The sequence below is a fragment of the Parafrankia irregularis genome, assembly GCF_001536285.1.
Lineage (GTDB): Bacteria > Actinomycetota > Actinomycetes > Frankiales > Frankiaceae > Parafrankia > Parafrankia irregularis.
Map to the genome: position 1 here is coordinate 317,058 of NZ_FAOZ01000008.1, position 20,382 is coordinate 337,439.

20 protein-coding genes are annotated in these 20,382 nt (G+C 72.1%); 7 read left to right on the top strand and 13 right to left on the bottom strand.

Going from position 1 to position 20,382, the window contains the following annotated elements:
- Entirely contained in the window at positions 1-1,287 is a 1,287-nt protein-coding gene (locus tag AWX74_RS16050) for an acyl-CoA dehydrogenase family protein (RefSeq protein WP_091277395.1), read from the bottom strand.
- Positions 1,288-1,386: 99 nt separating this feature from the next.
- A complete protein-coding gene (locus AWX74_RS16055; protein ID WP_091277397.1) occupies positions 1,387-2,382 on the bottom strand; it encodes a phosphotransferase family protein in 996 nt (331 codons plus the stop codon).
- A 222-nt stretch (positions 2,383-2,604) separates the two neighbouring features.
- Here AWX74_RS16055 and AWX74_RS16060 point away from each other — a divergent pair, with 222 nt between their 5' ends.
- Complete coding sequence (locus AWX74_RS16060) at positions 2,605-3,291, top strand: GntR family transcriptional regulator (protein WP_091277400.1); 687 nt, start codon at positions 2,605-2,607, stop codon at positions 3,289-3,291.
- Between the two features lie 77 nt (positions 3,292-3,368).
- Here the strand turns inward: AWX74_RS16060 and AWX74_RS16065 are convergent, their stop codons facing one another.
- The 9 genes from AWX74_RS16065 to AWX74_RS16105 form a co-directional block, all read right to left on the bottom strand.
- A complete protein-coding gene (locus tag AWX74_RS16065) occupies positions 3,369-4,001 on the bottom strand; it encodes a TetR family transcriptional regulator (protein WP_091277402.1) in 633 nt (210 codons plus the stop codon).
- Between the two features lie 109 nt (positions 4,002-4,110).
- The gene (locus AWX74_RS16070) at positions 4,111-4,920 is read right to left on the bottom strand and encodes a DUF427 domain-containing protein (protein ID WP_091277404.1); all 810 of its coding nucleotides are present in this window, start codon (positions 4,918-4,920) and stop codon (positions 4,111-4,113) included.
- Between the two features lie 272 nt (positions 4,921-5,192).
- Positions 5,193-6,104 (bottom strand): thioesterase family protein, encoded by a 912-nt coding sequence (locus AWX74_RS16075; protein ID WP_091277405.1) that lies wholly within the window; start codon positions 6,102-6,104, stop codon positions 5,193-5,195.
- Between the two features lie 139 nt (positions 6,105-6,243).
- Complete coding sequence (locus AWX74_RS16080) at positions 6,244-7,389, bottom strand: thiolase family protein (protein WP_091277549.1); 1,146 nt, start codon at positions 7,387-7,389, stop codon at positions 6,244-6,246.
- Between the two features lie 10 nt (positions 7,390-7,399).
- On the bottom strand, positions 7,400-7,843 hold the full coding sequence (locus AWX74_RS16085) for a Zn-ribbon domain-containing OB-fold protein (RefSeq protein WP_091277407.1): 444 nt from the start codon (positions 7,841-7,843) through the stop codon (positions 7,400-7,402).
- A gap of 67 nt (positions 7,844-7,910) precedes the next feature.
- Positions 7,911-9,092 (bottom strand): NADH:flavin oxidoreductase, encoded by a 1,182-nt coding sequence (locus tag AWX74_RS16090; RefSeq protein WP_091277409.1) that lies wholly within the window; start codon positions 9,090-9,092, stop codon positions 7,911-7,913.
- A complete protein-coding gene (locus AWX74_RS16095) occupies positions 9,092-10,243 on the bottom strand; it encodes an acetyl-CoA C-acetyltransferase (protein WP_091277411.1) in 1,152 nt (383 codons plus the stop codon). Before AWX74_RS16095 ends, AWX74_RS16090 begins: the two co-directional genes overlap by 1 nt.
- A gap of 43 nt (positions 10,244-10,286) precedes the next feature.
- A complete protein-coding gene (locus tag AWX74_RS16100; protein ID WP_242666264.1) occupies positions 10,287-11,108 on the bottom strand; it encodes an SDR family oxidoreductase in 822 nt (273 codons plus the stop codon).
- A gap of 5 nt (positions 11,109-11,113) precedes the next feature.
- Positions 11,114-12,349, bottom strand: coding sequence for an acyl-CoA dehydrogenase family protein (locus AWX74_RS16105; RefSeq protein ID WP_091277553.1), 1,236 nt, complete (start codon positions 12,347-12,349; stop codon positions 11,114-11,116).
- A gap of 128 nt (positions 12,350-12,477) precedes the next feature.
- Here AWX74_RS16105 and AWX74_RS16110 point away from each other — a divergent pair, with 128 nt between their 5' ends.
- Genes AWX74_RS16110 through AWX74_RS16135 form a run of 6 tightly spaced genes read left to right on the top strand, consistent with a single transcriptional unit; the run spans position 12,478 to position 18,464 of the window.
- Positions 12,478-13,404 carry an enoyl-CoA hydratase gene (locus AWX74_RS16110; RefSeq protein WP_091277413.1) on the top strand — a complete coding sequence of 309 codons (927 nt, stop codon included), beginning with the start codon at positions 12,478-12,480 and terminating at the stop codon, positions 13,402-13,404.
- Positions 13,401-14,576 (top strand): acyl-CoA dehydrogenase family protein, encoded by a 1,176-nt coding sequence (locus AWX74_RS16115; protein ID WP_091277415.1) that lies wholly within the window; start codon positions 13,401-13,403, stop codon positions 14,574-14,576. The genes AWX74_RS16110 and AWX74_RS16115 overlap by 4 nt, the downstream gene beginning before the upstream one ends.
- Positions 14,573-15,640, top strand: a complete 1,068-nt coding sequence (locus tag AWX74_RS16120; protein WP_091277417.1) for an acyl-CoA dehydrogenase family protein — start codon at positions 14,573-14,575, stop codon at positions 15,638-15,640. The genes AWX74_RS16115 and AWX74_RS16120 overlap by 4 nt, the downstream gene beginning before the upstream one ends.
- Positions 15,641-15,642: 2 nt before the next feature.
- Positions 15,643-16,776: an acyl-CoA dehydrogenase family protein gene (locus tag AWX74_RS16125; RefSeq protein ID WP_091277419.1), complete on the top strand. Its 1,134-nt coding sequence runs from the start codon at positions 15,643-15,645 to the stop codon at positions 16,774-16,776.
- A gap of 39 nt (positions 16,777-16,815) precedes the next feature.
- Positions 16,816-17,694: a CoA transferase subunit A gene (locus AWX74_RS16130; RefSeq protein ID WP_091277427.1), complete on the top strand. Its 879-nt coding sequence runs from the start codon at positions 16,816-16,818 to the stop codon at positions 17,692-17,694.
- Positions 17,691-18,464: a CoA-transferase subunit beta gene (locus AWX74_RS16135; RefSeq protein WP_091277429.1), complete on the top strand. Its 774-nt coding sequence runs from the start codon at positions 17,691-17,693 to the stop codon at positions 18,462-18,464. Before AWX74_RS16130 ends, AWX74_RS16135 begins: the two co-directional genes overlap by 4 nt.
- 91 nt (positions 18,465-18,555) lie before the next feature.
- Here AWX74_RS16135 and AWX74_RS16140 read toward each other — a convergent pair whose 3' ends face one another.
- Positions 18,556-19,326, bottom strand: coding sequence for an SDR family oxidoreductase (locus AWX74_RS16140; RefSeq protein ID WP_091277433.1), 771 nt, complete (start codon positions 19,324-19,326; stop codon positions 18,556-18,558).
- A 39-nt stretch (positions 19,327-19,365) separates the two neighbouring features.
- On the bottom strand, positions 19,366-20,313 hold the full coding sequence (locus tag AWX74_RS16145; protein WP_091277435.1) for a TIGR03619 family F420-dependent LLM class oxidoreductase: 948 nt from the start codon (positions 20,311-20,313) through the stop codon (positions 19,366-19,368).
- Between the last annotated feature and the right edge of the window lie 69 nt (positions 20,314-20,382).

The window sequence follows — 20,382 nt, forward strand, 5'->3', positions numbered from 1 at the left end:
TCAGCCCTCCAGAAGATCTGCGTAGCGGGCACGGGCGGCGTCACGGCGGTCCGGGACATGCTCGCTGGGCCAGCTGCCCGAGCTGGGGCGATGCTCCTTGAGGACCTCACGCGCCAGGGTGGCCTGGTGGACCTCGGTGGGCCCGTCGGCGATCCCGAGTGCGATCGAGCCGAGCAGCATCCGCGCCAGCGGCATCTCGTTGGAGATCCCGAGGGCGCCGTGCGCGTGCATGGTGCGCACCACCGCGTCGTGGTAGACCTTCGGCGTCGCGACCTTGACCGCGGCGATCTCCCGGCGGGCGGCCTTCGCCCCGTAGGTGTCCACGCACCAGGCCGCGTGCAGCACCTGAAGGCGGAACTGGGTCAGCTCGATCCAGGCGTCCGCGATCTTCTGCTGAGTCAGCTGCTTACGCGCCAGCAGCTCACCCTGCGTGGTCCGGCTCAGCGCCCGCTCGCACAGCATGTCCAGGCAACGGGCGACCGCGCCGACCGTGCGCATGGCGTGATGCAGCCGGCCGCCGCCGAGCCGGGTCTGGGCGATGACGAACGCCTGCCCCTCGGCGCCGAGCAGGTTCTCCGCCGGGACGGTGACCCCGTCATAACGCACGTAGGGATGGTTGCCGGTCCCAGCGGCGTCGTAGCCCAGCCCGGTACGCCGGATCACCTCCAGCCCGGGTGTTCCCGCCGGCACGAGGAACATCGACGTGCCCTGGTAGACGGACACGTCCGGGTTGGTGACCGCCATGACGATCGTGAACGCGGCCTTCTCGAAGCTCGAGGAGAACCACTTCTCCCCGTCGATCACCCAGTGGTCGCCGTCGCGGACCGCCCGGGTGGTGAACAGCGCCGGGTCCGCGCCGCCCTGCGGCTCGGTCATCGCGTAACAGGACGAGATCCGCCCGTCGAGCAACGGGGTGAGATAGCGCTCCCGCTGCCCGGGGGTTCCGTAGTGCGCGAGGATCTCGGCGTTGCCGGAGTCCGGTGCCTGGCAGCCGAACACCGTCGGCGCGAACGCCGAGCGCCCCAGGATCTCGTTCATGAGCGCGAGCTGGACCTGCCCGTAGCCCTGGCCGCCGAACTCCGGGGTCAGGTGACACGACCACAGCCCGCGCTCGCGCACCCGGTCCTGTAGCGGGCGCAGGTGACGCCCGTGCACGGGGTGGGACTTGTCGTACACGACCTCCTCGTCACCGAACGCCAGGTCCAGCGGCTCGATCTCGGTGGCGACGAACTCCCGGATCCAGGCGAGCTCCGCGGCGAGCGCCGGCTCCACCCCAAAACTGATCATCTGTTGTCCCCTTCTGCCCAGAAGGACTGGTGACGCGCAACGTGTGGACCGGCCACGACCCGGCGGCCCTGCGGACGGGCCGCCGGGCGGGACCCGGGCCTAGCCGTGCAGGTGGACGAGCTGGCGGGCGCGGTCGAGGTTCCACCGGGCCCGCGCCCCGACGTCCTCCATGGCGGGGCGGGTGGGATCCCGCAGCGAACGCTGGTAGATGCCCTCCAGCAGCACGGTGAGCCGGAAGTTGTAGAGGACCTGGTAATAGGTCAGGTCGGCCAGGCCGAGCGGGCTCACCGCGCCGGGCCCCCGGGCAGCCGTGTACCACTCGATCAGCTGGTCGGGGGTTCCCCACCCGTCGCCCAGGGAGGTGCTCCAGATCTCGCAGAACCCGGCCAGGTCAAGCAGCGGGTCACCGATCGTCGCGGTCTCCCAGTCGAGGATCGCGACGACCCGCCCCGGAGGCTCCGGCGCGATCAGCACGTTGAGCATGTGGTAGTCGCCGTGGATGAGCGTGGGCGTGAACGACTCCGGCAGATGGCCGCGCAGCCAGGCGGTCACCCCGTCGACGCCCGGGAGCTCCCGGCCCTCGTAGGAGCGCAGCTGGCGCGTCCAGCGCTCGGTCTGCCGCTCGTGGAACCCCTCGGGCCGCCCCAGGTCCGCCAGTTGACGGCCGCGCCAGTCGACGGCGTGCAGCCGGGCCAGTGACTCGGCCATGGACCTGCTGATCTCGACGCGGCCCCTGTCGGTCGCCAGCGGTTGCGGCGGCGGTGTCAGCGCCACGCCGTCGACCCGTTCCATCAGGTAGAAGGTGCGGCCGAGCACGGCCGGGTCCTCGCACAGCGCGACGACCGCCGGGTGGGGCACGCCGGTGCCCTCCAGCGCGGCGAGGATGCGGTACTCGCGCACCATCCCGGCGTCGGCGTTCGGCATGGCGACGGCCGCCGGCCGGCGCAGCACCCACCGCTGGTTCCCGCGGTCCACGGTGAACATGGCGTTGGACCTGCCGCCGGCCAACGGCGCCGCCGAGACCGGCAGTCGTGCTTCGAGTCCCTGTGCGTCGAGCCAGCGTGCCAGGCGGTCGACATCGAGCAGTCCGCTCACGGCGCTCCTTCGCGGCGTTACGCGAATCTTTGTCTAGACAAACTGTGCTGAGGGGACGATAGCCTTGGATCCGCGGACGCGCCAGCCTCGAACCAGTCCGCCCGCACTGGCCCCGCCACCACGGGCGTCCAGGACGGACATCCGAGACGGACATCCGAGACGGGCATCCGGGAAGCTCGGCGACAGGACCGGGCGACCACAGGAACCAGGGAAGGACGTAGCGTGGCGGTGCCGCGACATCGGGTACTCACCGAGGAGCTGCTCGCCGGCATCGCCGACGGCCGCTACCCGGTCGGCAGCCGGTTGCCCACCGAGGAACAACTGTGCGCGGCGCACGGCCTGGCCAGGGAGACGGTGCGGCGGGCGCTACGGCGACTCGAGGAACTGGGGCTCGTCAACCGCCGGCCCGGCGCCGGGACCACGGTGGTCGCGACCAGGCCGGTCGCCGACTACCAGCCGTTCGCCCAGTCGGCGGACGACATCCTCGCCCTCGCGGTCGAGACCCGGATAGCCCGGCCCACCTCCGCGGACATCGTTCTCGACGCCGACACCGCCCGCCGGGTCGGCGCCGAGGCGGGAACGTCGTGGTTCGTCGTCCGCGGGGCGCGGACCCGGCGCGGCGACGACACCCCGGTCTGCTGGAGCGAGCAGTACCTGCGGGGCGACCTGCCGCACGACCTGATCCTGCGGGTCAGCTTCCAGGCCGCGGACCTCGCCGGCAAACCCGTCGAGCAGATCATCTCGGCCGCCCTGCTCACCGACGAGATGGGCCGCGCCCTCGGAGCCGCCCCCGGATCACCGGCTCTGGTCATCACCCGGCGTCACTACGGCTCCGACGGCCGTCTGGTGAGCACCGGCATCCACACCCACCCCGCCGACCGCTACCAGATCTCCACCCGGCTCAGCTGATCGGCCAGGGTGTCACGCGCGCAGGGTGTCACGCGCGCAGAGTGTCACGCGCGCCCGCGGCGGGAGCGCACGTGGCGTCAGGCCTCGTCGTAGGGGCCCAGGATGAGGCGGACGACCTCCTCCAGCTGGCGGGAGAAGTCGGCGAAGGTGAGCCGGCCGTAGGTCCATGCGGTCAGGCCGGAGCCGAGCGTCGCGTTGATGGCCGTCATCGCCGGGCGGACCACATCAGCGGGAACACCCTCCATGAGGGCCATGAGGGTCGCGAAATTGTCCGAGCGCAGGCCGGCGAGCTCCTCACTGGCGAACGGGTCGCTCGACACCTCGACGTAGGCGACGAGGCGGGCGAAGTTCGGGTGCCGCTGGAACGCCCGCGTCTCCCGGCTGAGGAAAGCCAGCACGCGGGTGCAGGCACCGCCCGGGGCGGAGCGGTTGCGCGAGGCGTCCCGGCTCACCTCGACGCGGACCCGGTCGGTAAGCCGCCGCTGCCAGTCCGCCCAGGCCGCCGCGAGCAGGTGGTCCTTGGAGGAGAAGTAGCGGTACGCGGTGCCGAGCGCCACACCGGACCGTTCCGCCACGTCGCGCATCTGCAGCTGCTCGGGACCCATCTGGTCGATCATCTCGATGACCGTGTCGGTCAGCCGGCGCCGTCGCTCGAGCTGGGCCGGCGTCATGGTGCTGACCGGCTGCGGCAGCGTCTCCTCTTTCGCCACGACTACACGCTACCTGAAAGCCGATTCCATCCTGGGGCGACCACCCACGAACCGACAGCCGATGAGAGCAGCACCCGCCACAAAAGAACATCGTTCTAGTTTTGACAGGTCAGGTGTGCGTTCCGTCGACGTGGACGTCGACCTTCTCGTCGTAGAAGCAGACCAGGCCGGCGATGCGGATGCTCTCCGCCAGCGGGGTGCGGTAGATCCAGACGACGTCCTCGTGGAGCTTGTCGTTGACCTGGACGGAGAAGTAGCCCGCGGTGCCCTTGTACGGGCAGTGCGTGGATGACTCCGACGCCACCAGCAGCTCTGTCCGCACGTCGGTCAGCGGCAGATAGTAGCGCGGGCGGATACCGGACTCGAACAGGACGACCGGGCGGGTCGACTCGGCGACCGTCACACCGTCGATCTCCACCCGCACGTGCCGGGAGCTGGAGAGGACGTCGATGCGGTGATAGGGGTTACGCGCGTGCCCGTAGACGGGCTCGTCCTCCTCCAGCCATTCGTCCATCGCGTCCCAGTCGAGCCGGACGAGGCCACGCAGCTGCGGGATGGGGGAATCGGGGTAGGTGCCCGCGGCGTCCGGGGCCGTCCGGCCGCCGATGACCACGTCGTGGCGGACCGCGTCACCCCGGCTCGGCGAGCGCGCGATCTTCCCGTTCGGCTCCAGGGTCGCGCGGACGTCCTCGGCCGGCAGGTAGTACACGGGATAGTGCGGGCCCTCCCAGACCAGCACGGGCCGGATCGTGTCGACGACGACGTGACCGCCGAGCAGCGCACGGACCCGCTTGTTCGCCTGCTCGGCGTGGACCCGCCCACGGCCGACGGTGGTCGCCGGCTTCATCGACCCGGCTGCCGGCAGGGACTCCGGTGGTGCCGGCGTGCTGGCGCCGGTGGTGGGAGGAGGTGTCGTCATGGTCTCGTTCCTTCCGCCGGGTCCACCCGCGTACACGGTTCTTCGCCCAACCATTCGATCGTGCGCCAGGCGCCGGGGTCCAGCGGAACAGCGCACGCGCCTGGTACCGCGGTTCCGCAGTGCCGCGGTTCCGCGGTTCCGCAGTGCCGCGGTACCAGGGTGCCGTGGAACCGGAGGCACTCCGGAACCGGCGGTTCCGCGGAACCGCCGGCACCGCAGATCAGCGACATGCGATACGGCGGAGCATGAAGGAGACGGCGGGCGCTGGCGCGTCAGGTGCTGCGCCTGCGATCCAGCAGGTGCGCCGGATCCGCGCGGCCCGCGTTGGCGAGCGCCGTCGTCGTGCAGGTGCCGAGCAGGCCGGCGGCGTCGTGGATGGTCGTGAGGCCGAACGAGACGCCGTCGACGGCGTACTGGTCCTGGGCGAGCACGCCGAAGAACTCGCCCACCGGCTCGCGGACCAGCGTCAGGGTGAAGTCCGTGTTGATGTACTGGAGGCCGCCGGTGCCGCGGTGGGTCAACGGGCTGGTCATGTCGGCGACCAGGATCGCCCGCGCCAGGGGTGTCAGCGGCGTGCCCTCGACCACCTCACGCACCTCACGCAGCCACGACCCACCCCGCTGGACGCCGGCCGTCGGAACCACCGCACCGCCGGACTCGTCACCGCGCACCATCGGCCGCACGTCGGCACGCGAGCCCTCCGGCTGCTGCGGGACGGGCGAGCCCAGCCGCGGGGCGGGCCAGACCTCGCGCTCGGCGTGCCAGATCTCGCCGGGCGCGTTGCTGGACGGGCGCAGGAACACCGCCGTCGCCCGGGTGACAACCACACCGTCGTGGCTGACGTGGACGTCGGCGACCCTGATCCGCCCACCGGCCCGGACCAGCGACGTGCTCACCTGCAGCGGCGCGTACGGGATCGAGCGGAACATGTCGACCGTGAGCCGGGCGAGCTGGTAGCCGGGCTCCGCCTGCTCCTGCACCAGGACGTGCCCGATCAGACCGCCGAGGATGCGCCCGCTCACGGATCCGCTCGCCCAGATGCCGCTGGCGAAGCGGCCGGGCTGGTAGCGGCCGTCGTCGAGACGACGGAAGTAGGCCGACGACGGGCCGCCGTCGGAACCCGGATCGCCGGCCGAGGCCTGGTCCGCGAGCATCGCGGGCTGGCCCCCACCCGGGTCGGACATACCTACCTCCTCGCACGGCACGCGGCACGCGGCACAACGGGAACAGGGAGCTTAAGAACGCCTTTCCCGTACTACACGTCGGTTGCCACGACCGGCAAGCAGTCCCGCGGCCCCCAGCTCCCGCGGGCCCCGCCAACGGTCAAAGGGAGAGGATGGTGACGGCCGCGGTGCCGGGGGCTCCGTAGACCTGCGCGTAGCCGACCCGCGGGCTGCCGGGAACCTGCCGCTCGCCGGCCTGCCCGCGAAGCTGGCGCACCAGCTCGTGCACCTGCCGCAGCCCGGAGGCTCCGATCGGCTCGCCGTTGGCGATCAGGCCACCGTCGGTGTTCACCGGCAGCCGGCCGCCGATCTCGGTGGCGCCCTCGGCGAGCAGCTTCTCCTGCTCACCATCGGCGCAGAAACCGTTCTCGGCGAGATGTATGACCTCTGCACCGGCGTCGGTGTCCTGCAACTGGACGACGTCCACGTCCTCGGGGCCGATCCCGGCGGCCTCGTAGGCCGCCCGCGAGGCGTACACCGTCGGCGCGGCATCCTCCTCGACGGCCGCCCAGGTGGTGTTCACCTCGTACGCGCCGTAACGGCGGGTACGGATCACCGAGGCTCGCACGAAGACCGGCGCGTCGGTGTAGCGGTGGGCGATGTCGGCCCGGCACAGGACCACGGCCGCCGCGCCCTCGTCCGGAGCGCAGAACATGAACTGCGTCAGCGGGTAGTTGAGCACCGGCGAGGCCAGGATCTCATCCTCGGAGATCGGCTTGCGCCGGAACGCGTTGGGATTGAGCACGCCGTTGCGGAAGTTCTTCGCCGCCACCCGGGCCAGTGTGCGGGAGGTGATTCCGTGGTCGTGCATATAACGATTGATCTTCATTCCGAAGAACTTCGTCGTGACGTACTGGCCGTTCTCCGCGTACCACGACGGCATGTTCACCAGCATCGGGTCTTCGACGAAGGCCCCGCGCGGATGCTTGTCCAGCCCGACGGCGACGGCGATCTCGCACTGACCGGTCCGGATGGCACTGGCCGCCTGCTGGATCGCGCTGGCCGCCGTCGCGCAGGCGTTGAAGACGTTGATGAACGGGATACCGGTCAGGCCGAGCAGCCCGGTCAGGGGGTCGGTCTGCGCCACCTCCCAGCTGCCCCCGCAGGCGAACTGGACGTCCTGCCAGCCCACTCCCGCGTCGGCGAGCGCGAGGTCGATCGCCTCCGCGCCCATGGCGAACGCCGACTTGGCGCCGAACCGGCCGAAGGGATGAAGACCGGCTCCGATGATCGCGACATCGTTCATCGTGGACTCCTCAGCGGCCATCGGTGCTGTCGGTGCTGTCGGAAACCGGCGCGAAGGCGAAGGTCATGACCTCGTCACCGGTGTCGTCGACATAGAAGGGAACGATCGACAGCTCCATCTCCATGTCAAAAGCCAGTTTCGCCGGGTCGTTCTCCGTCAGCCTCGACTCGACCCGGATGACATCGTCCAGCTGCACGAGGCCGACCCCGAACGGAGTGAATCCATCCGCCTTGTCGGATCCCGCGTAGGGCAGCTTGGGAACGAAACCCTGTGTCGTCCAGGCCACCAGCCGGCCGCGCCTCGGCAGGAGCAGCTCGGCCATGCTGGACCGCCCGCAGCGGGGGCAGCGGGACTGCGCGGGAAACGTCGTCGCCGCGCAGTCGCCGCACCGACTGCCGATCAGCTGCGGCGTGTCGTGCGGCCAGGTGAAGACTTCGGCCAGTGGCCTTTGCATGAGCGCCTCGCCCTCTGCTCGATCGACGCCGCTCACCATAACACCAAATGTCTAGAGGTTTCACGGGTCACGGCGACCCGTGCGGCCGCTCGACACGGTAGACGCAGCGCGTCCTCGAGTAGATGGTCGGCATGCACTCGTTGCAGTGCACACAGGCGGACCGGGTGGATTCCTCCGCCTGGATCCGCAGGAGCAGGTCCGGCTCGCGCAGCAGAGCGCGGCCCATGGCGACGAGGTCGAAGCCCTCCGCCATCGCCTGGCGCATCATGTCCAGGTTCGTGATGCCGCCGAGCAGCACCAGCGGCATGGACAGCTCGCGGCGGAACTGCCGGGCCCGCTCGAGCAGGTATCCGTCCCGGTAGGGGTACTCCCGGAGGAAGGGGCGGCCGACCAGCCGGAATCCCCAGCGCGCCGGCGGCGGGAGGGCCTGCGCGAAGGACTTCCGCGGTGCGTCGCCGTGGAAGAGCAGCATCGGGTTGAGCAGCGAGCTGCCGGCGGTCAGTTCCAGTGCGTCCAGCGCGCCGTCCGTCTCCAGCCAGACCGCCACCTGCAGCGACTCGGGAACCGTGAGGCCACCCGAAACCCCGTCCTCCATGTTCAGCTTCGCGATCACCGCCAGCCGGCCGCCCACCGCCTCCCGCACCGCACGGGCGACCTCACGCGCCAGTCGGGCCCGGTTCTCCAGCGGCCCGCCGTAACGGTCCCCGCGCCGGTTCAGCCTGGGGCTCAGGAACGAGCTGACCAGGTAGTTGTGGCCGAAGTGGAGCTCGACCGCGTCGAACCCGGCCTGCTCCGCCAGCTTCGCCGCATCCGCGTGGGCGGCGACGACCCGCGCGATCCCGTCGATGTCGGGAACCTGCACCGGCCGCATCGCGAGCGGGCTGAACATCCGGCTGGGTGCGAGGGCGGGGGCCCGGTTCGAGGCCGCGTTGGCCACCGGGCCGGCGTGCCCGATCTGCGCGCTCGCCGCCGCGCCGTGCGCGTGGACCGCGTCGGTCAGCCGGCGCAGTCCCGGGACGGCCTGCGGGCGCATCCAGATCTGGTGGCGGTCGGTGCGCCCGCCCGGGGCGACCGCGCAGTAGGCCACGGTGGTCATCCCGACCCCGCCGGCGGCGACCTCCCGGTGGAACTCGATCAGCTCGTCGGTCACCAGGGCGTCCGGGGTGCGGCCCTCGAACGTCGCCGATTTGATCACTCTGTTGCGCAGGGTGATCGGGCCGAGCGCGGCCGGAGCGAAGACCTCGTTCATCAGAGGCGTTCGATGATGGTGACGTTTGCCTGGCCGCCGCCCTCGCACATCACCTGCAGGCCGTAGCGGCCGCCGGTGCGTTCGAGCTCGTGCAGCAGAGTCGCCATCAGCCTGGTGCCGGTGGCACCGATCGGATGCCCCAGCGCGATGGCGCCGCCGTTGACGTTGGTGCGGTCGTGGTCGGCGCCGGTCTCCCGCAACCAGGCCAGCACGACGGAGGCGAACGCCTCGTTGACCTCGAACAGGTCGATGTCGTCGATTGACATCCCGGCGCGTTCCAGCGCCCGCCGTGTCGCCGGGATCGGCGCGGTGAGCATCCACACCGGGTCGTCGGCGTACGCGCTGAGGTGGTGGACGCGGGCCCGCGGGGTCAGCCCATGGGTGCGCACCGCCGCCTCGGACGCCACCAGCAGCGCCGAGGCCGCGTCGCTGATCTGGGAGGCGACGGCGGCGGTGAGCCGGCCGCCTTCGGTCAGGGTGCGCAGGCCGGCCATTTTCACGAGCGAGGTCTCCCGGCGCGGCCCCTCGTCCACCGCGAAGTCGCCGACCGGCTCGATCTCCCGCGCGAAACGACCCTCGTCGATCGCCGTGAGCGCACGCTGATGGCTGGCGAACGCGAACTGTTCCATCTGCTCACGGGAGGCGCCCCACTTCTCGGCGATCATCTCCGCGGCGCGGAACTGGGAGACCTCCTGGTCGCCGTAACGTTCCCGCCAGCCGGGTGACTGTGCGAACGGCGTGCTGAAACCGAACTGCGCGCCGACGGTCATCGCCGCGGAGATCGGGATCGCGGACATGTTCTGCACCCCGCCGGCGACGACGAGATCGGCCGTCCCGGACAGGACGCCCTGCGCGGCGAAGTGCACCGCCTGCTGGCTGGAGCCGCACTGCCGGTCGACCGTCACCCCCGGGACGTGCTCGGGCAGGCCGGCGACCAGCCAGGACGTCCGGGCGATGTCGCCGGCCTGGGAGCCGAGGGTGTCGGTGCAGCCGAAGATCACGTCGTCGACGGCGCCCGGGTCGATCCCGGTGCGCCGCATCAGCGCGCGCAGCGCGTGCCCGCCGAGGTCGGCGGAGTGCACCCGCGCCAGCGAGCCACCGCGGCGGCCGACCGGCGTCCGCACCGCGTCGATGATGTAGGCCTGACCCACCTGAGTCTCCCGTCGCTCACGGATACCGGCCACGAATCGCCGGCTATGGATGCTGGCTGCTGACCGAGACGACCTCGCCGGTCAGGTAGGACGAGTAGTCGCTGGCGAGGAAGACCATGACGTTCGCGACCTCCCACGGCGCCGCGGCGCGGCCGAACGCCTCCCGGCCCCTGAGCTCGGCGAGCAGGTCGGCGCTCGTCACCTTCTCCAGGAACGGATGCATCGCCAGGCTCGGGGCGACCGCGTTCACCCGGATGCCGTGCGCGGCGACGTCGATGGCCGCGCACCTCGTCAGCGCCATCACGCCGGCCTTCGCCGCCGCGTAGTGGGCCTGGCCTTCCTGCGCGCGCCAGCCGACGACCGAGGCGTTGTTGACGATGACCCCGCGGGTACCGCGCTCGATCATCCGCCGGGCGGCGGCGCGCACGCAGCGGAACGTGCCGTTGAGCGTGACGTCCAGAACCTTCGACCACTGCTCGTCGGTCATGTCCACGATGGAGGCGGTGCCACCGAGACCAGCATTGTTGATCATGACGGAGACTCCGCCGAACCGTTCCGCCGCGTCGATCAGGGCGGCGACGTCGGCCTCGCGGGTGACGTCGCAGACCAGCGAAGCGACACGCTCGGTGCCGAACTCGGCGCCGAGGGCCTCGGTCGCCTCGGCGAGCCGCCGGGAGTGGGTGTCGCTGAGCACCACGGCGCGGGCGCCCTCCTCCAGGCAGCGGCGGACCACGGCGGCGCCGATGCCGGCGCCCGCCGCGGCCGTCACGACCACCGTCCGCTCCGCGAGCAGCCCGTGCCCGGGCACGTACGGCGGCGTCGGCGGCACCTCCGCCGGCCCGCCACCGCTGCTGGTTCTGGACACCCCGGTCAACCGCGTGGCTCCTTCGGGAGACCGAGCACCCGCTCGGCGATGATGTTGCGCTGGATCTCGTCGGAGCCGCCGTAGATCGTGTCGGCCCGGCTGAACAGGTACAGAGCCTGCAGCCGGTCGAGGCCGTAGGGCGGCTCCGCGACGGTCAGGCCGGCGGCGCCGCGCACCGCCATCGCCAGCTCGCCGAGGTCACGGTGCCAGCGCCCCCACAGCAGCTTCGAGACCGAGGCGGCGGACGCCGACACCGCCGACTGCGAGGACGCCGCCGACGACGACACCGATGCCGCCGGCACCGCGGAACCGGCGTCGTCGGCGCTCAGCGTCCGCAGCGCGTGGGTGCGCAGCACCTCCAGACCGAGCCGGGCCCGCGCGAGGCGATCGGCGAGCACCGGGTCGTCGACCGCGCCGGTGCGCCGCGCCTCGGCGACCACCGCGTCCAGCTCCCGGGCGAAACCGACCTGCTGGCCGACGGTGGACACCCCGCGCTCGAACCCGAGCGTCGCCATCGCCACCCGCCACCCGTCGCCCGGGGCGCCAACGACCAGGTCGGCGGCGGTCCGCGCGCCGTCGAAGAAGACCTCGTTGAACTCCGACGTCCCGGTCAGCTGCACGATCGGACGGACCTGCACCCCGGGCTGGTCCATCGGAACCAGCAGGTACGACAGGCCGGCATGGCGACGCGAGCCCGGATCGGTGCGGACGACGGCGAAACACCAGTCGGCCTGCTGCGCCAGCGACGTCCACACCTTCTGCCCGTCGATCACCCACTGGTCGCCGTCGCGCCGCGCCCGGGTGCGGACGGAGGCGAGGTCGGAGCCGGCGTCCGGCTCCGAGTAGCCCTGGCACCACAGCTCGGTCGCCGCGGCGATGCCGGGCAGGAAACGGGCGCGCTGCTCGTCGGTGCCATGCGCGATCAGCGTCGGGCCGAGCAGCTCCTCGCCGAGGTGGTTCACCCGGGCCGGCGCGTCGGCCCGGGCGTACTCCTCGTGGAAGATCACCTGCTGGAACAGGCTGAGCCCACGCCCGCCGAACTCGACCGGCCAGCCCAGGCACGTCCACCCGGCGGCGGCCAGGTGCCGGTTCCAGGCCACCCGGGCCTCGAACGCCTCGTGCTCGCGGCCGGAGCCGCCGAGCCCGCGCAGGGCGGCGAACTCTCCAACGAGGTTCTCGGCGAGCCACTGCCGCACCTGCTGACGGAACTCCTCGTCGGCAACGGAACTGGTCAGATCCATGGCGACCTCCCGGCCCACCGTCCGGTGCCGGCAGCGGGCGGCCACACACTATCCCACCAAGCACTTGTTTGGTACGGTCACGGCCGGCCCGCACAGTCTGGAGACCCGCACGGCCTGGAGGCGCGACCTTGAAGACGCAGGAGCCCGCCGACGACACCGACTCAGTCGTCACCTACGAGGTGCGCGGCCCGGTCGCGGTCGTGACCGTCAACCGCCCGCAGTACACCAACGCGCAGAACTCGAAAGTCACCTACGCACTGGACGCCGCCTTCGTCCGCGCCACCGATGACGACGATGTGAAGGTCATCGTGCTTGCCGGCAATGGCAGACACTTCAGCGGCGGGCACGACATCGGCACCCCCGGCCGTGACATCGACGAGACCTTCGACCGCCGGGCCGTGATCTGGTGGGACCACGTCGGCCGGCCCGGCCTCGACGGGCGCTTCGCCCGCGAGTCGGAGGTCTACCTCGGCATGTGCCGGCGCTGGCGCGAGATCCCCAAGCCGATGATCGCCATGGTGCAGGGCGCCTGCATCGCCGGCGGCCTGATGCTGGCCTGGAGCTGCGACTTCATCATCGCCTCCGACGACGCCTTCTTCTCCGACCCGGTGGTGCGGATGGGCATCCCGGGGGTGGAGTACTTCGCCCACCCCTGGGTGATGAACCCGCGGGCGGCCAAGGAGTTCCTCTACACCGGCGACCGTTTCCCGGCGTGGCGGGCGCACCAGCTCGGGATGGTCAACCACGTCGTGCCCCGCGCCGAGCTCGCCGACTTCGTGTTCGCGATGGCCGGGCGGATCGCCGCGATGCCGAGGCTGGGCCTCGCGCTCACGAAGAAGGCCGTCAACCAGGTCGAGGACATCCAGGGCCTGCGCACCGGGATGGACTCCGCGTTCGGCCTGCACCACGCCGCGCACGCGCACAACGCCGAGGTCGGTGCCGACTCCCTCGGCGGCCTGGACGCGAAGGCCATGGCCCGCACCAACAAGCAGGCGGCTGGTGAGGCCATGCCGGACGAGGCCGCCGCGCGCGGGGCAACGGCAGGCGACGCATGAGCCTGGAATTCACTCCGCGGGAGCTGGCGTTCCGCGCCGAGGCGCGGGCCTGGCTGACCCGGAACAACCCCGGCCGGCTGCCGTCGATGGACACCCCGGCCGGTGCCGCCGAGCACCGGGCCTGGGAGCGGGCGCTGGCCGCCGGGCGCTGGTCGGTCGTCGCCTGGCCGGCCCGGTTCGGCGGGCGCGACGCGACGCTCACCGAATGGGTGATCTTCGAGGAGGAGTACTACCTCAGTGGCGCGCCGACCCGGATCGCCCAGAACGGCATCTCGCTGCTCGCCCCGATCCTGTTCGAGCACGGCACCGCCGAACAGCGCCGGCGCTACCTGCCCCCGATGGCGGACGGCACCGAGGTCTGGGCGCAGGCCTGGTCGGAGCCGGAGGCCGGCAGCGACCTCGCGGCCCTGCGTGCCCGGGCGCGCCGCGACGACGAACGCGGCGGCTGGCTGCTGACCGGGCAGAAGACGTGGAGCTCCCGGGCCCCGTTCGCCGACCGCGGGTTCGGCCTGTTCCGCACCGACCCGGGCGCCGAGCGCCACCGCGGCCTGACCTACTTCCTGTTCCCGCTCGACGCCCCCGGGGTCACCGTCCGTCCCATCGCGCAGCTCGACGGCGACGCCGGCTTCGCGGAGATCTTCTTCGACGACGTCCTCGTTCCCGACGCCGACGTCCTCGGCGCGGTCGGCGACGGCTGGCGGGTGGCGATGAGCACCGCCGGCAACGAGCGTGGGCTGTCACTGCGCGCCCCGGGCCGGTTCCTCGCCGCCGCCGGGCGCCTGCTCGAGCTGTGGCAGGAGCGCGGCGCCGACGCCGGGCACCTGCGGGACCGGGTGGCCGACGCCTGGATCGGCGCGCAGGCCTACCGCTGGTACACCTGGGGAACCGTCGACCGGCTGCGCGCCGGCGCGGACATCGGCCCGGCGGGCAGCGTCAACAAGCTGTTCTGGTCGGAGCTGGACGTCGACCTGCACGAAACCGCCCTGCAGCTGCTCGGCCCCGACCAGGAGCTGCGCGGCCCGGGAGCACCGGCCGGGGGAGCCTGGCTCGACGACTACCTGTTCGCCCTCGGCGGCCCGATCTACGCCGGGACGAACGAGATCCAGCGCAACATCGTCGCCGAGCGGGTGCTGGGCCTGCCCCGCGGGGACAGCCGGCGGGCCGGCGCATGAGGTTCTCGCTCTCCCCCGAGCAGGGCGCGTTCGCGGCGGCGCTCGACGACCTGCTCACCGCCTCGGACGTACCAGGCGCCCACCGGGCGTGGGCCGGCGGTGACACCGCCCCGGGAATCGCGCTGTGGGAGCGGCTGGCCAAGCTCGGTGTCACAGCCCTCGCCATCGGGCCGGAGCACGGCGGCCTCGGTGGCAGCCCTCTCGACCTGGCCGTCGCGTTCGAACGGCTCGGCTACCACGCCGTTCCCGGGCCCTGGGTCGAGACGGTGGCCCTCGCCCCGGTCCTGCTGCGCACCACTGCGGATGAGCGCCTGCTGCCCGAGATCGCCGACGGCGCGGCGCGGGTCACCTTCGCCCTGCCGCCGACCGCCCCCTACGCCCTGGACTGCGACGTCACCACCCACGCCTACCTCGTCGACAGCGTTGACCGCGTCGACCGCGTCGACCGCGTCGCCGACCGTGCGCTGCTGCGCGGGCGGCCGGGCGAGGCACTGCGGTCGGTGGACCCGGCCCGGCGGCTGCACGTCCTGACCGGCGGCGCGCCGATCGCCGGCCTCAGCGGGGGCACGGTACGCGCCGGGCTCGATCGGGCCGCCCTCGCCGCCGCGGCGATCCTGGTCGGCGCCGGGGAGCGCCTGCTCGCCGAGTCCGTCCAGTATGTCGGCGCCCGCCGCCAGTTCGGGCGGGCCATCGGCGAGTACCAGGCCGTCAAGCACGCGCTCGCGGATGTCCGCGTCGGCCTCGACTTCGCCCGCCCGCTGCTGCACGGCGCCGCCCTCGAGCTCGCGGCGGACACCACCGGCGGGGCTGGAGCCGGGGTCGCGACCGCGGCGGACTCCGCGACCGCGGCGCGGGAGGTGTCCGCGGCGAAGGTGCTCGCCTCGACGGCGGCGCTGCGGGCGGCCCGCACCGCGCTGCAGGTCCACGGCGCCATCGGCTACACCCTGGAATGTGACCTGAGCATCTGGGTCCTCGGAGTCCGCGCGCTCGTCGGCGCCTGGGGCACACCCGCGGACCACCGGGCCCGCGTCCTGCGCTCCCTGATGGCCCAGACAGGGGCCTGACCATGCACTTCGCTCTCAGCGACGAACAGCAGGAGCTCGCCCGCGCGGTCCGCCAGCTGGTCGACCGTCGGGCGGCCGTCCTCGGCACCCGGGACGCGGCCGCGAGCGGCCTCGGCTACGACGACATCCTGTGGAAGACCCTGTGCACCCAGATCGGCGGCGCCGCGCTGGCCATCCCGCAGGAGTACGGCGGTGCCGGCGCGACTCTGCTGGAAAGCCACGTGATCCTCGAGCAGCTCGGCGCGACGCTGACCCCCTCGCCCTACCTGGGCTCCGCGGTCCTCGCCGCGCAGGCGGTGCTCGGTGCCGCCGGGCCCGAGCACCGCGAACGACTGTTGCCCGCGCTGGCCGACGGCACCGTCGGGGCACTCGCCTGGGCCGACCGCACCGGCCGTTGGCGCACGGACGGCGCGGGCGTCCGGGCCACACCGACCGGCCGCGGCACCGGTACCTGGGACGGCGGATGGCGGCTCTCGGGCCGGTCCACCCTGGTCCTGGACGGCTCGCACGCCGAGATCCTGCTCACGGTCGCGGAGAGCCCCGACGGCCTGGACCTGTTCGAGGTGGACCCGACCAGCCCCGGAGTCACCCGCACCCGTGTCCGCGCGCTCGACCTGACCCTGGATCTGGCGACCGTCACCTTCGACGAGGTCCCAGCCGTCGCGCTGACGTCCGAGGACGCCGGAGTCGGGCCCGCGCTGCGCCATCTGCACGCCGTCGCGGCGACCGCGGTCACCGCGCTGCAGGTCGGCGGTGCCCAGCGCGCACTCGACCGGACCGTCGGCCATCTGCGCGACCGGGTCCAGTTCGGCCGCCCGCTGGGCTCCTTCCAGGCGCTCAAACACCGGGCCGCCGACATGTTCGTCGCGGTCGAGACAGCCCGGTCGATGTCCTGGGCCGCCGCCTGGGCCGCGGCCCACGACCCCGCGGACCTGCCACTGCGGGCCGCGCTGGCGAAGGCGTGGTGCTCCGAGGCGTTCGCCGCGGTCGCCGGCGAGTCCATCCAGCTGCACGGCGGTATCGCCATCACCTGGGAGGACGACACCCAGCTCTACTTCAAGCGGGCGCACGCCACCGGCCAGCTGTTCGGCCAGGCCCACGAACACCGGAAGCTGCTCCTGGACGACCCCCGCTGACGACACCGACAGCTCGATACATCCGACGGAGGAGGTCAGGTGCGGGACAAGACCATGTCCCTGGCAGACGTCTCACAGCAGATCGAGTCGGGGATGACCATCGGCATCGGCGGCTGGGGCTCCCGGCGCAAGCCGATGGCCCTGGTGCGAGAACTTCTGCGCACCGACATCAAGGACCTGACCGTGGTCTCCTTCGGCGGCCCGGACGTCGGCCTGCTGTGTGCCGCGGGCCGGGTGCGGCGGGTGGTCTACGGCTTCGTCTCCCTCGACAGCATCCCGCTCGACCCGCACTTCCGCGCCGCCCGCGAGAACGGCTCCGTCGCGACGTCCGAGTACGACGAGGGCATGTTCGTCGCCGCGCTGCGCGCCGGTGCCAGCCGACTCTCCTTCCTGCCGACCCGGGCCGGGCTGGAAAGCGACGTCATGGCCATGAACCCGCAGCTGCGCACGGTCGCGTCTCCCTACGACGACGACGTGTACGTCGCCGTGCCCGGCATCCGCCTCGACGTCTCGCTCATCCACCTCAACCGGGGCGACATCCACGGCAACGGGCAGTACCTCGGCCCGGACCCGTACTTCGACGACCTGTTCGCGATGGCCGCCGACCGCTGCTACCTCAGCGTCGAGCGGATCGTGGACACCGCCGAGCTGACCGCGGCCGCCCCCGTGCAGTCACTTCTGGTCAGCCGCCTGTTCGTGACCGGCGTCGTCGAAGCGCCCAGCGGCGCCCACTTCACCAGCTGCGAACCCGACTACGCCCGGGACGAGCCCTTCCAGGCCGCCTACGCACGGGCGGCCCGCGACGAGCAGTCCTGGCGGGAGTTCACCGAACGGTTCCTCGCCGTGGACGACGCCGGCTACCAGGGGGCCGTCGAGAAGCTGCGCGCGAGCGCCGCTGCCTCCGGAGGGAAGCCATGACGACGACCAGCCGGACGGACGCCACCCGGGCCGAGATCTGCGCGGTGGCCTGCGCCGACGCCTGGCGGGGCGCCGGCGAGGTGCTGGCTCACGCGGTCGGCACGATCCCCGCCGTCGGCGTCCGGCTCGCCCGGCTCACCCACTCCCCCGATCTGGTCCTCTCCGACGGCGAGGCCTTCCTGATGAGCGACCCGCCACCGCTCGGCCGGACCGCCGCCTCGGGCGGGACCATCGAGGGCTGGGTGCCCTTCCGGCGGATCTTCGACATCCTGAGCTCCGGGCGCCGCCACAGCATGATGGGCGCCAGCCAGGTCGACCAGTACGGCAACCAGAACATCTCCGCGATCGGCGACTGGCGGCGACCGGAACGGGCGCTGATCGGGGTCCGCGGCGCGCCCGGCAACACCGTGAACCACCGCACCGACTACTGGGTCGCCAGGCACACCGCCCGCGTCTTCGTCCCGGCCGTGGACGTCGTCTCCGGCGTCGGCAACGACCGCGCGCGGGCACATTCCAGCACCTCGCTGCGGTTCCACAACCTCGGTGTGGTGATCTCGAACCTCGGCGTGTTCGACTACGACGACCAGGGCCGGATGAGGGTCCGCTCCCTGCATCCCGGGGTGGGCGCGGACGAGGTCGCGGCGAACACCGGCTTCGAGCTCGACGCCTCCGCGGCGGTCACCACCCGGCTGCCCGACGACCACGAGCTGGAGCTCATCCGCACCGTCATCGACCCGACCACGGCCCGCGACCGCGAGGTCCCCGGCTGAGGACCGCTCTCGGGCGGGCTGCGTCAGCCGTTCGGGGTGTTCAGCCGTTCGGGGTGTTCAGCCGTTCGGGGTGTTCAGCCGTTCGGGGTTTTCAGCCGTTCGGGGTGTGCTGCAGGAACGCCGGCCATTCGCCGCCGCCGTCGACGTTGAGGACGGCGCCGGTGACATGGCTCGCCAGCGGCGAGGCGAGCAGCAGGCAGGCCGCGCCGACCTCGGCGGGGGTCGCGAAGACCCCGCGCGGAATCGTGGCCGCGACCTTGGCGACCTGCTCGGCGTCACCGTAGTGGTCCATCGAGCCCGGCGTCGCGACGATGCCGCAGCGCACCGCGTTCACCCGGATCCGCGGCGCCCACTCGACCGCCAGGCTGCCGGTCAGGCTCTCCAGTGCCGCCTTCGCCGCGCCGTAGACGGCGGTGCCCGGGCTCGGCCGGCGCGCCGAGATCGAGGTGATGTTGAGCAGCACTCCCTCCCCCGCGTAGGCCAGCAGCGGATGCACCGCATGCGCGACATGCACCGCCGCCATGAAGTTCAACTGCGCGATCTTGCCGTACAGCTGTGCCGACGATGTCGCCAGCGGCGCGTACGGGGAGCCCCCCGCGTTGTTGACCGCGATGTCGAGGCGCCCGCGGCGCTCGGCGATTTCGGCCACCCAGGCCTGGACCGCCGCGGCGTCCCGGACGTCGACCGGGCTGAAGTGCGGCCGGCGCCCGTCGACCTCACGCAGCGAGCCGGGGGCCCGGCGACCGCAGATCTCCAGCTCCGCACCGGCTCGCAGGAACGTCTCGACGATCCCGTCGCCGACTCCGCGACTGCCGCCGGTGACCAGGACGACCTTCCCGGACATGTCGATGGTGAAGGACACCGTGCTGTTCTCCCTCCGCTGCGCCTGACGGAATCGATCTCACTCAGCGCCGCGCCCCGGCACGGCGGGAATGATCTCCGCCGCGAACCACCGGAGGAAATCGAGGTACTCCGCCAGGGAGTCGACACCGCGCGGCTGCTCGACGGAGGTTCGCGTGATTCCCAGCGCCGGATACTGTTCCGTGTACGCCTCGAGGAGCCGCTCGCGGTAGGCCCGGCGCTCGCCGGGGCCGGCGGCGGTGAACCCACCGGCCGGTTCGACGCCGGCCGGCGGTTTGAGCCAGTTGACGTCGAAGGTCTGCTCCTTGCCCGCGAAGTCGGGCTGGGCCCGGATGTAGTCGAGCAGCGGCGGAATCCCGGTGGCCTCGAAGCCGACCGGATTGGGCTGCCAGCCGTCGTACCGGGCCGCCCGGCGCAGCGCCGGCAGGGAATTCCCCCCGACGCGGATCGGCGGGCGCGGTTTCTGGGTCGGCCTCGGCTCGATCGCGAGCCCCTCGATCGCGAAACGCTTTCCCTGATGGTGGGGCGGATCGCTGGTCCAGAGCGCGTCGAGCGCCGCGAGGATCTCGTCCGCAATGGCACCCCGTTCGGCGAACGGGACACCCAACGCGGTGAACTCCGCCTCCGCATGGCCGACCCCGACCGACACGCCGAGCCGTCCGCCGGAAAGGACGTCGATGGTCGCCAACGCCTTGGCCAGCCGCAGCGGATGGTGATAGGGCAGGACGAGTACGGCCGTGTCGAGGCGGATCCGCTCGGTCGCGGCGGCGATGAACGCCAGCACGGTCAGCGCGTCCTGCCAGTAGGGCCCGAGTCGCCCGACCTCGGCGTCCGGCATGCCGAGATGCTCGGAGACCGACACGCTCGCGAATCCGAGAGTGTCCAGCACTGTCAGCATCTGACGGATCTCCCGTGGGGAGAGGTGCCGGGCCCAGGGATACATGTCCGGGAGATGGCTTGTGCCCGGCAGGATGACGTCGAACTTCATGGAGCCTTTCCCCCTCGCATTCCGCACTCCCGCATGGACGGTTCTCCGGTGGCACCCGGACGGTTCCGC

Coding starts and splice junctions, on each gene's coding strand:
- AWX74_RS16145 (WP_091277435.1), bottom strand. CDS start 20,313: ATGAAGTTCGACGTCATCCTGCCGGGCACAAGCCATCTCCCGGACATG.
- AWX74_RS16105 (WP_091277553.1), bottom strand. CDS start 12,349: ATGGATCTGACCAGTTCCGTTGCCGACGAGGAGTTCCGTCAGCAGGTG.
- AWX74_RS16125 (WP_091277419.1), top strand. CDS start 15,643: ATGCACTTCGCTCTCAGCGACGAACAGCAGGAGCTCGCCCGCGCGGTC.
- AWX74_RS16075 (WP_091277405.1), bottom strand. CDS start 6,104: ATGTCCGACCCGGGTGGGGGCCAGCCCGCGATGCTCGCGGACCAGGCC.
- AWX74_RS16115 (WP_091277415.1), top strand. CDS start 13,401: ATGAGCCTGGAATTCACTCCGCGGGAGCTGGCGTTCCGCGCCGAGGCG.
- AWX74_RS16085 (WP_091277407.1), bottom strand. CDS start 7,843: ATGCAAAGGCCACTGGCCGAAGTCTTCACCTGGCCGCACGACACGCCG.
- AWX74_RS16050 (WP_091277395.1), bottom strand. CDS start 1,287: ATGATCAGTTTTGGGGTGGAGCCGGCGCTCGCCGCGGAGCTCGCCTGG.
- AWX74_RS16070 (WP_091277404.1), bottom strand. CDS start 4,920: ATGACGACACCTCCTCCCACCACCGGCGCCAGCACGCCGGCACCACCG.
- AWX74_RS16080 (WP_091277549.1), bottom strand. CDS start 7,389: ATGAACGATGTCGCGATCATCGGAGCCGGTCTTCATCCCTTCGGCCGG.
- AWX74_RS16120 (WP_091277417.1), top strand. CDS start 14,573: ATGAGGTTCTCGCTCTCCCCCGAGCAGGGCGCGTTCGCGGCGGCGCTC.
- AWX74_RS16135 (WP_091277429.1), top strand. CDS start 17,691: ATGACGACGACCAGCCGGACGGACGCCACCCGGGCCGAGATCTGCGCG.
- AWX74_RS16090 (WP_091277409.1), bottom strand. CDS start 9,092: ATGAACGAGGTCTTCGCTCCGGCCGCGCTCGGCCCGATCACCCTGCGC.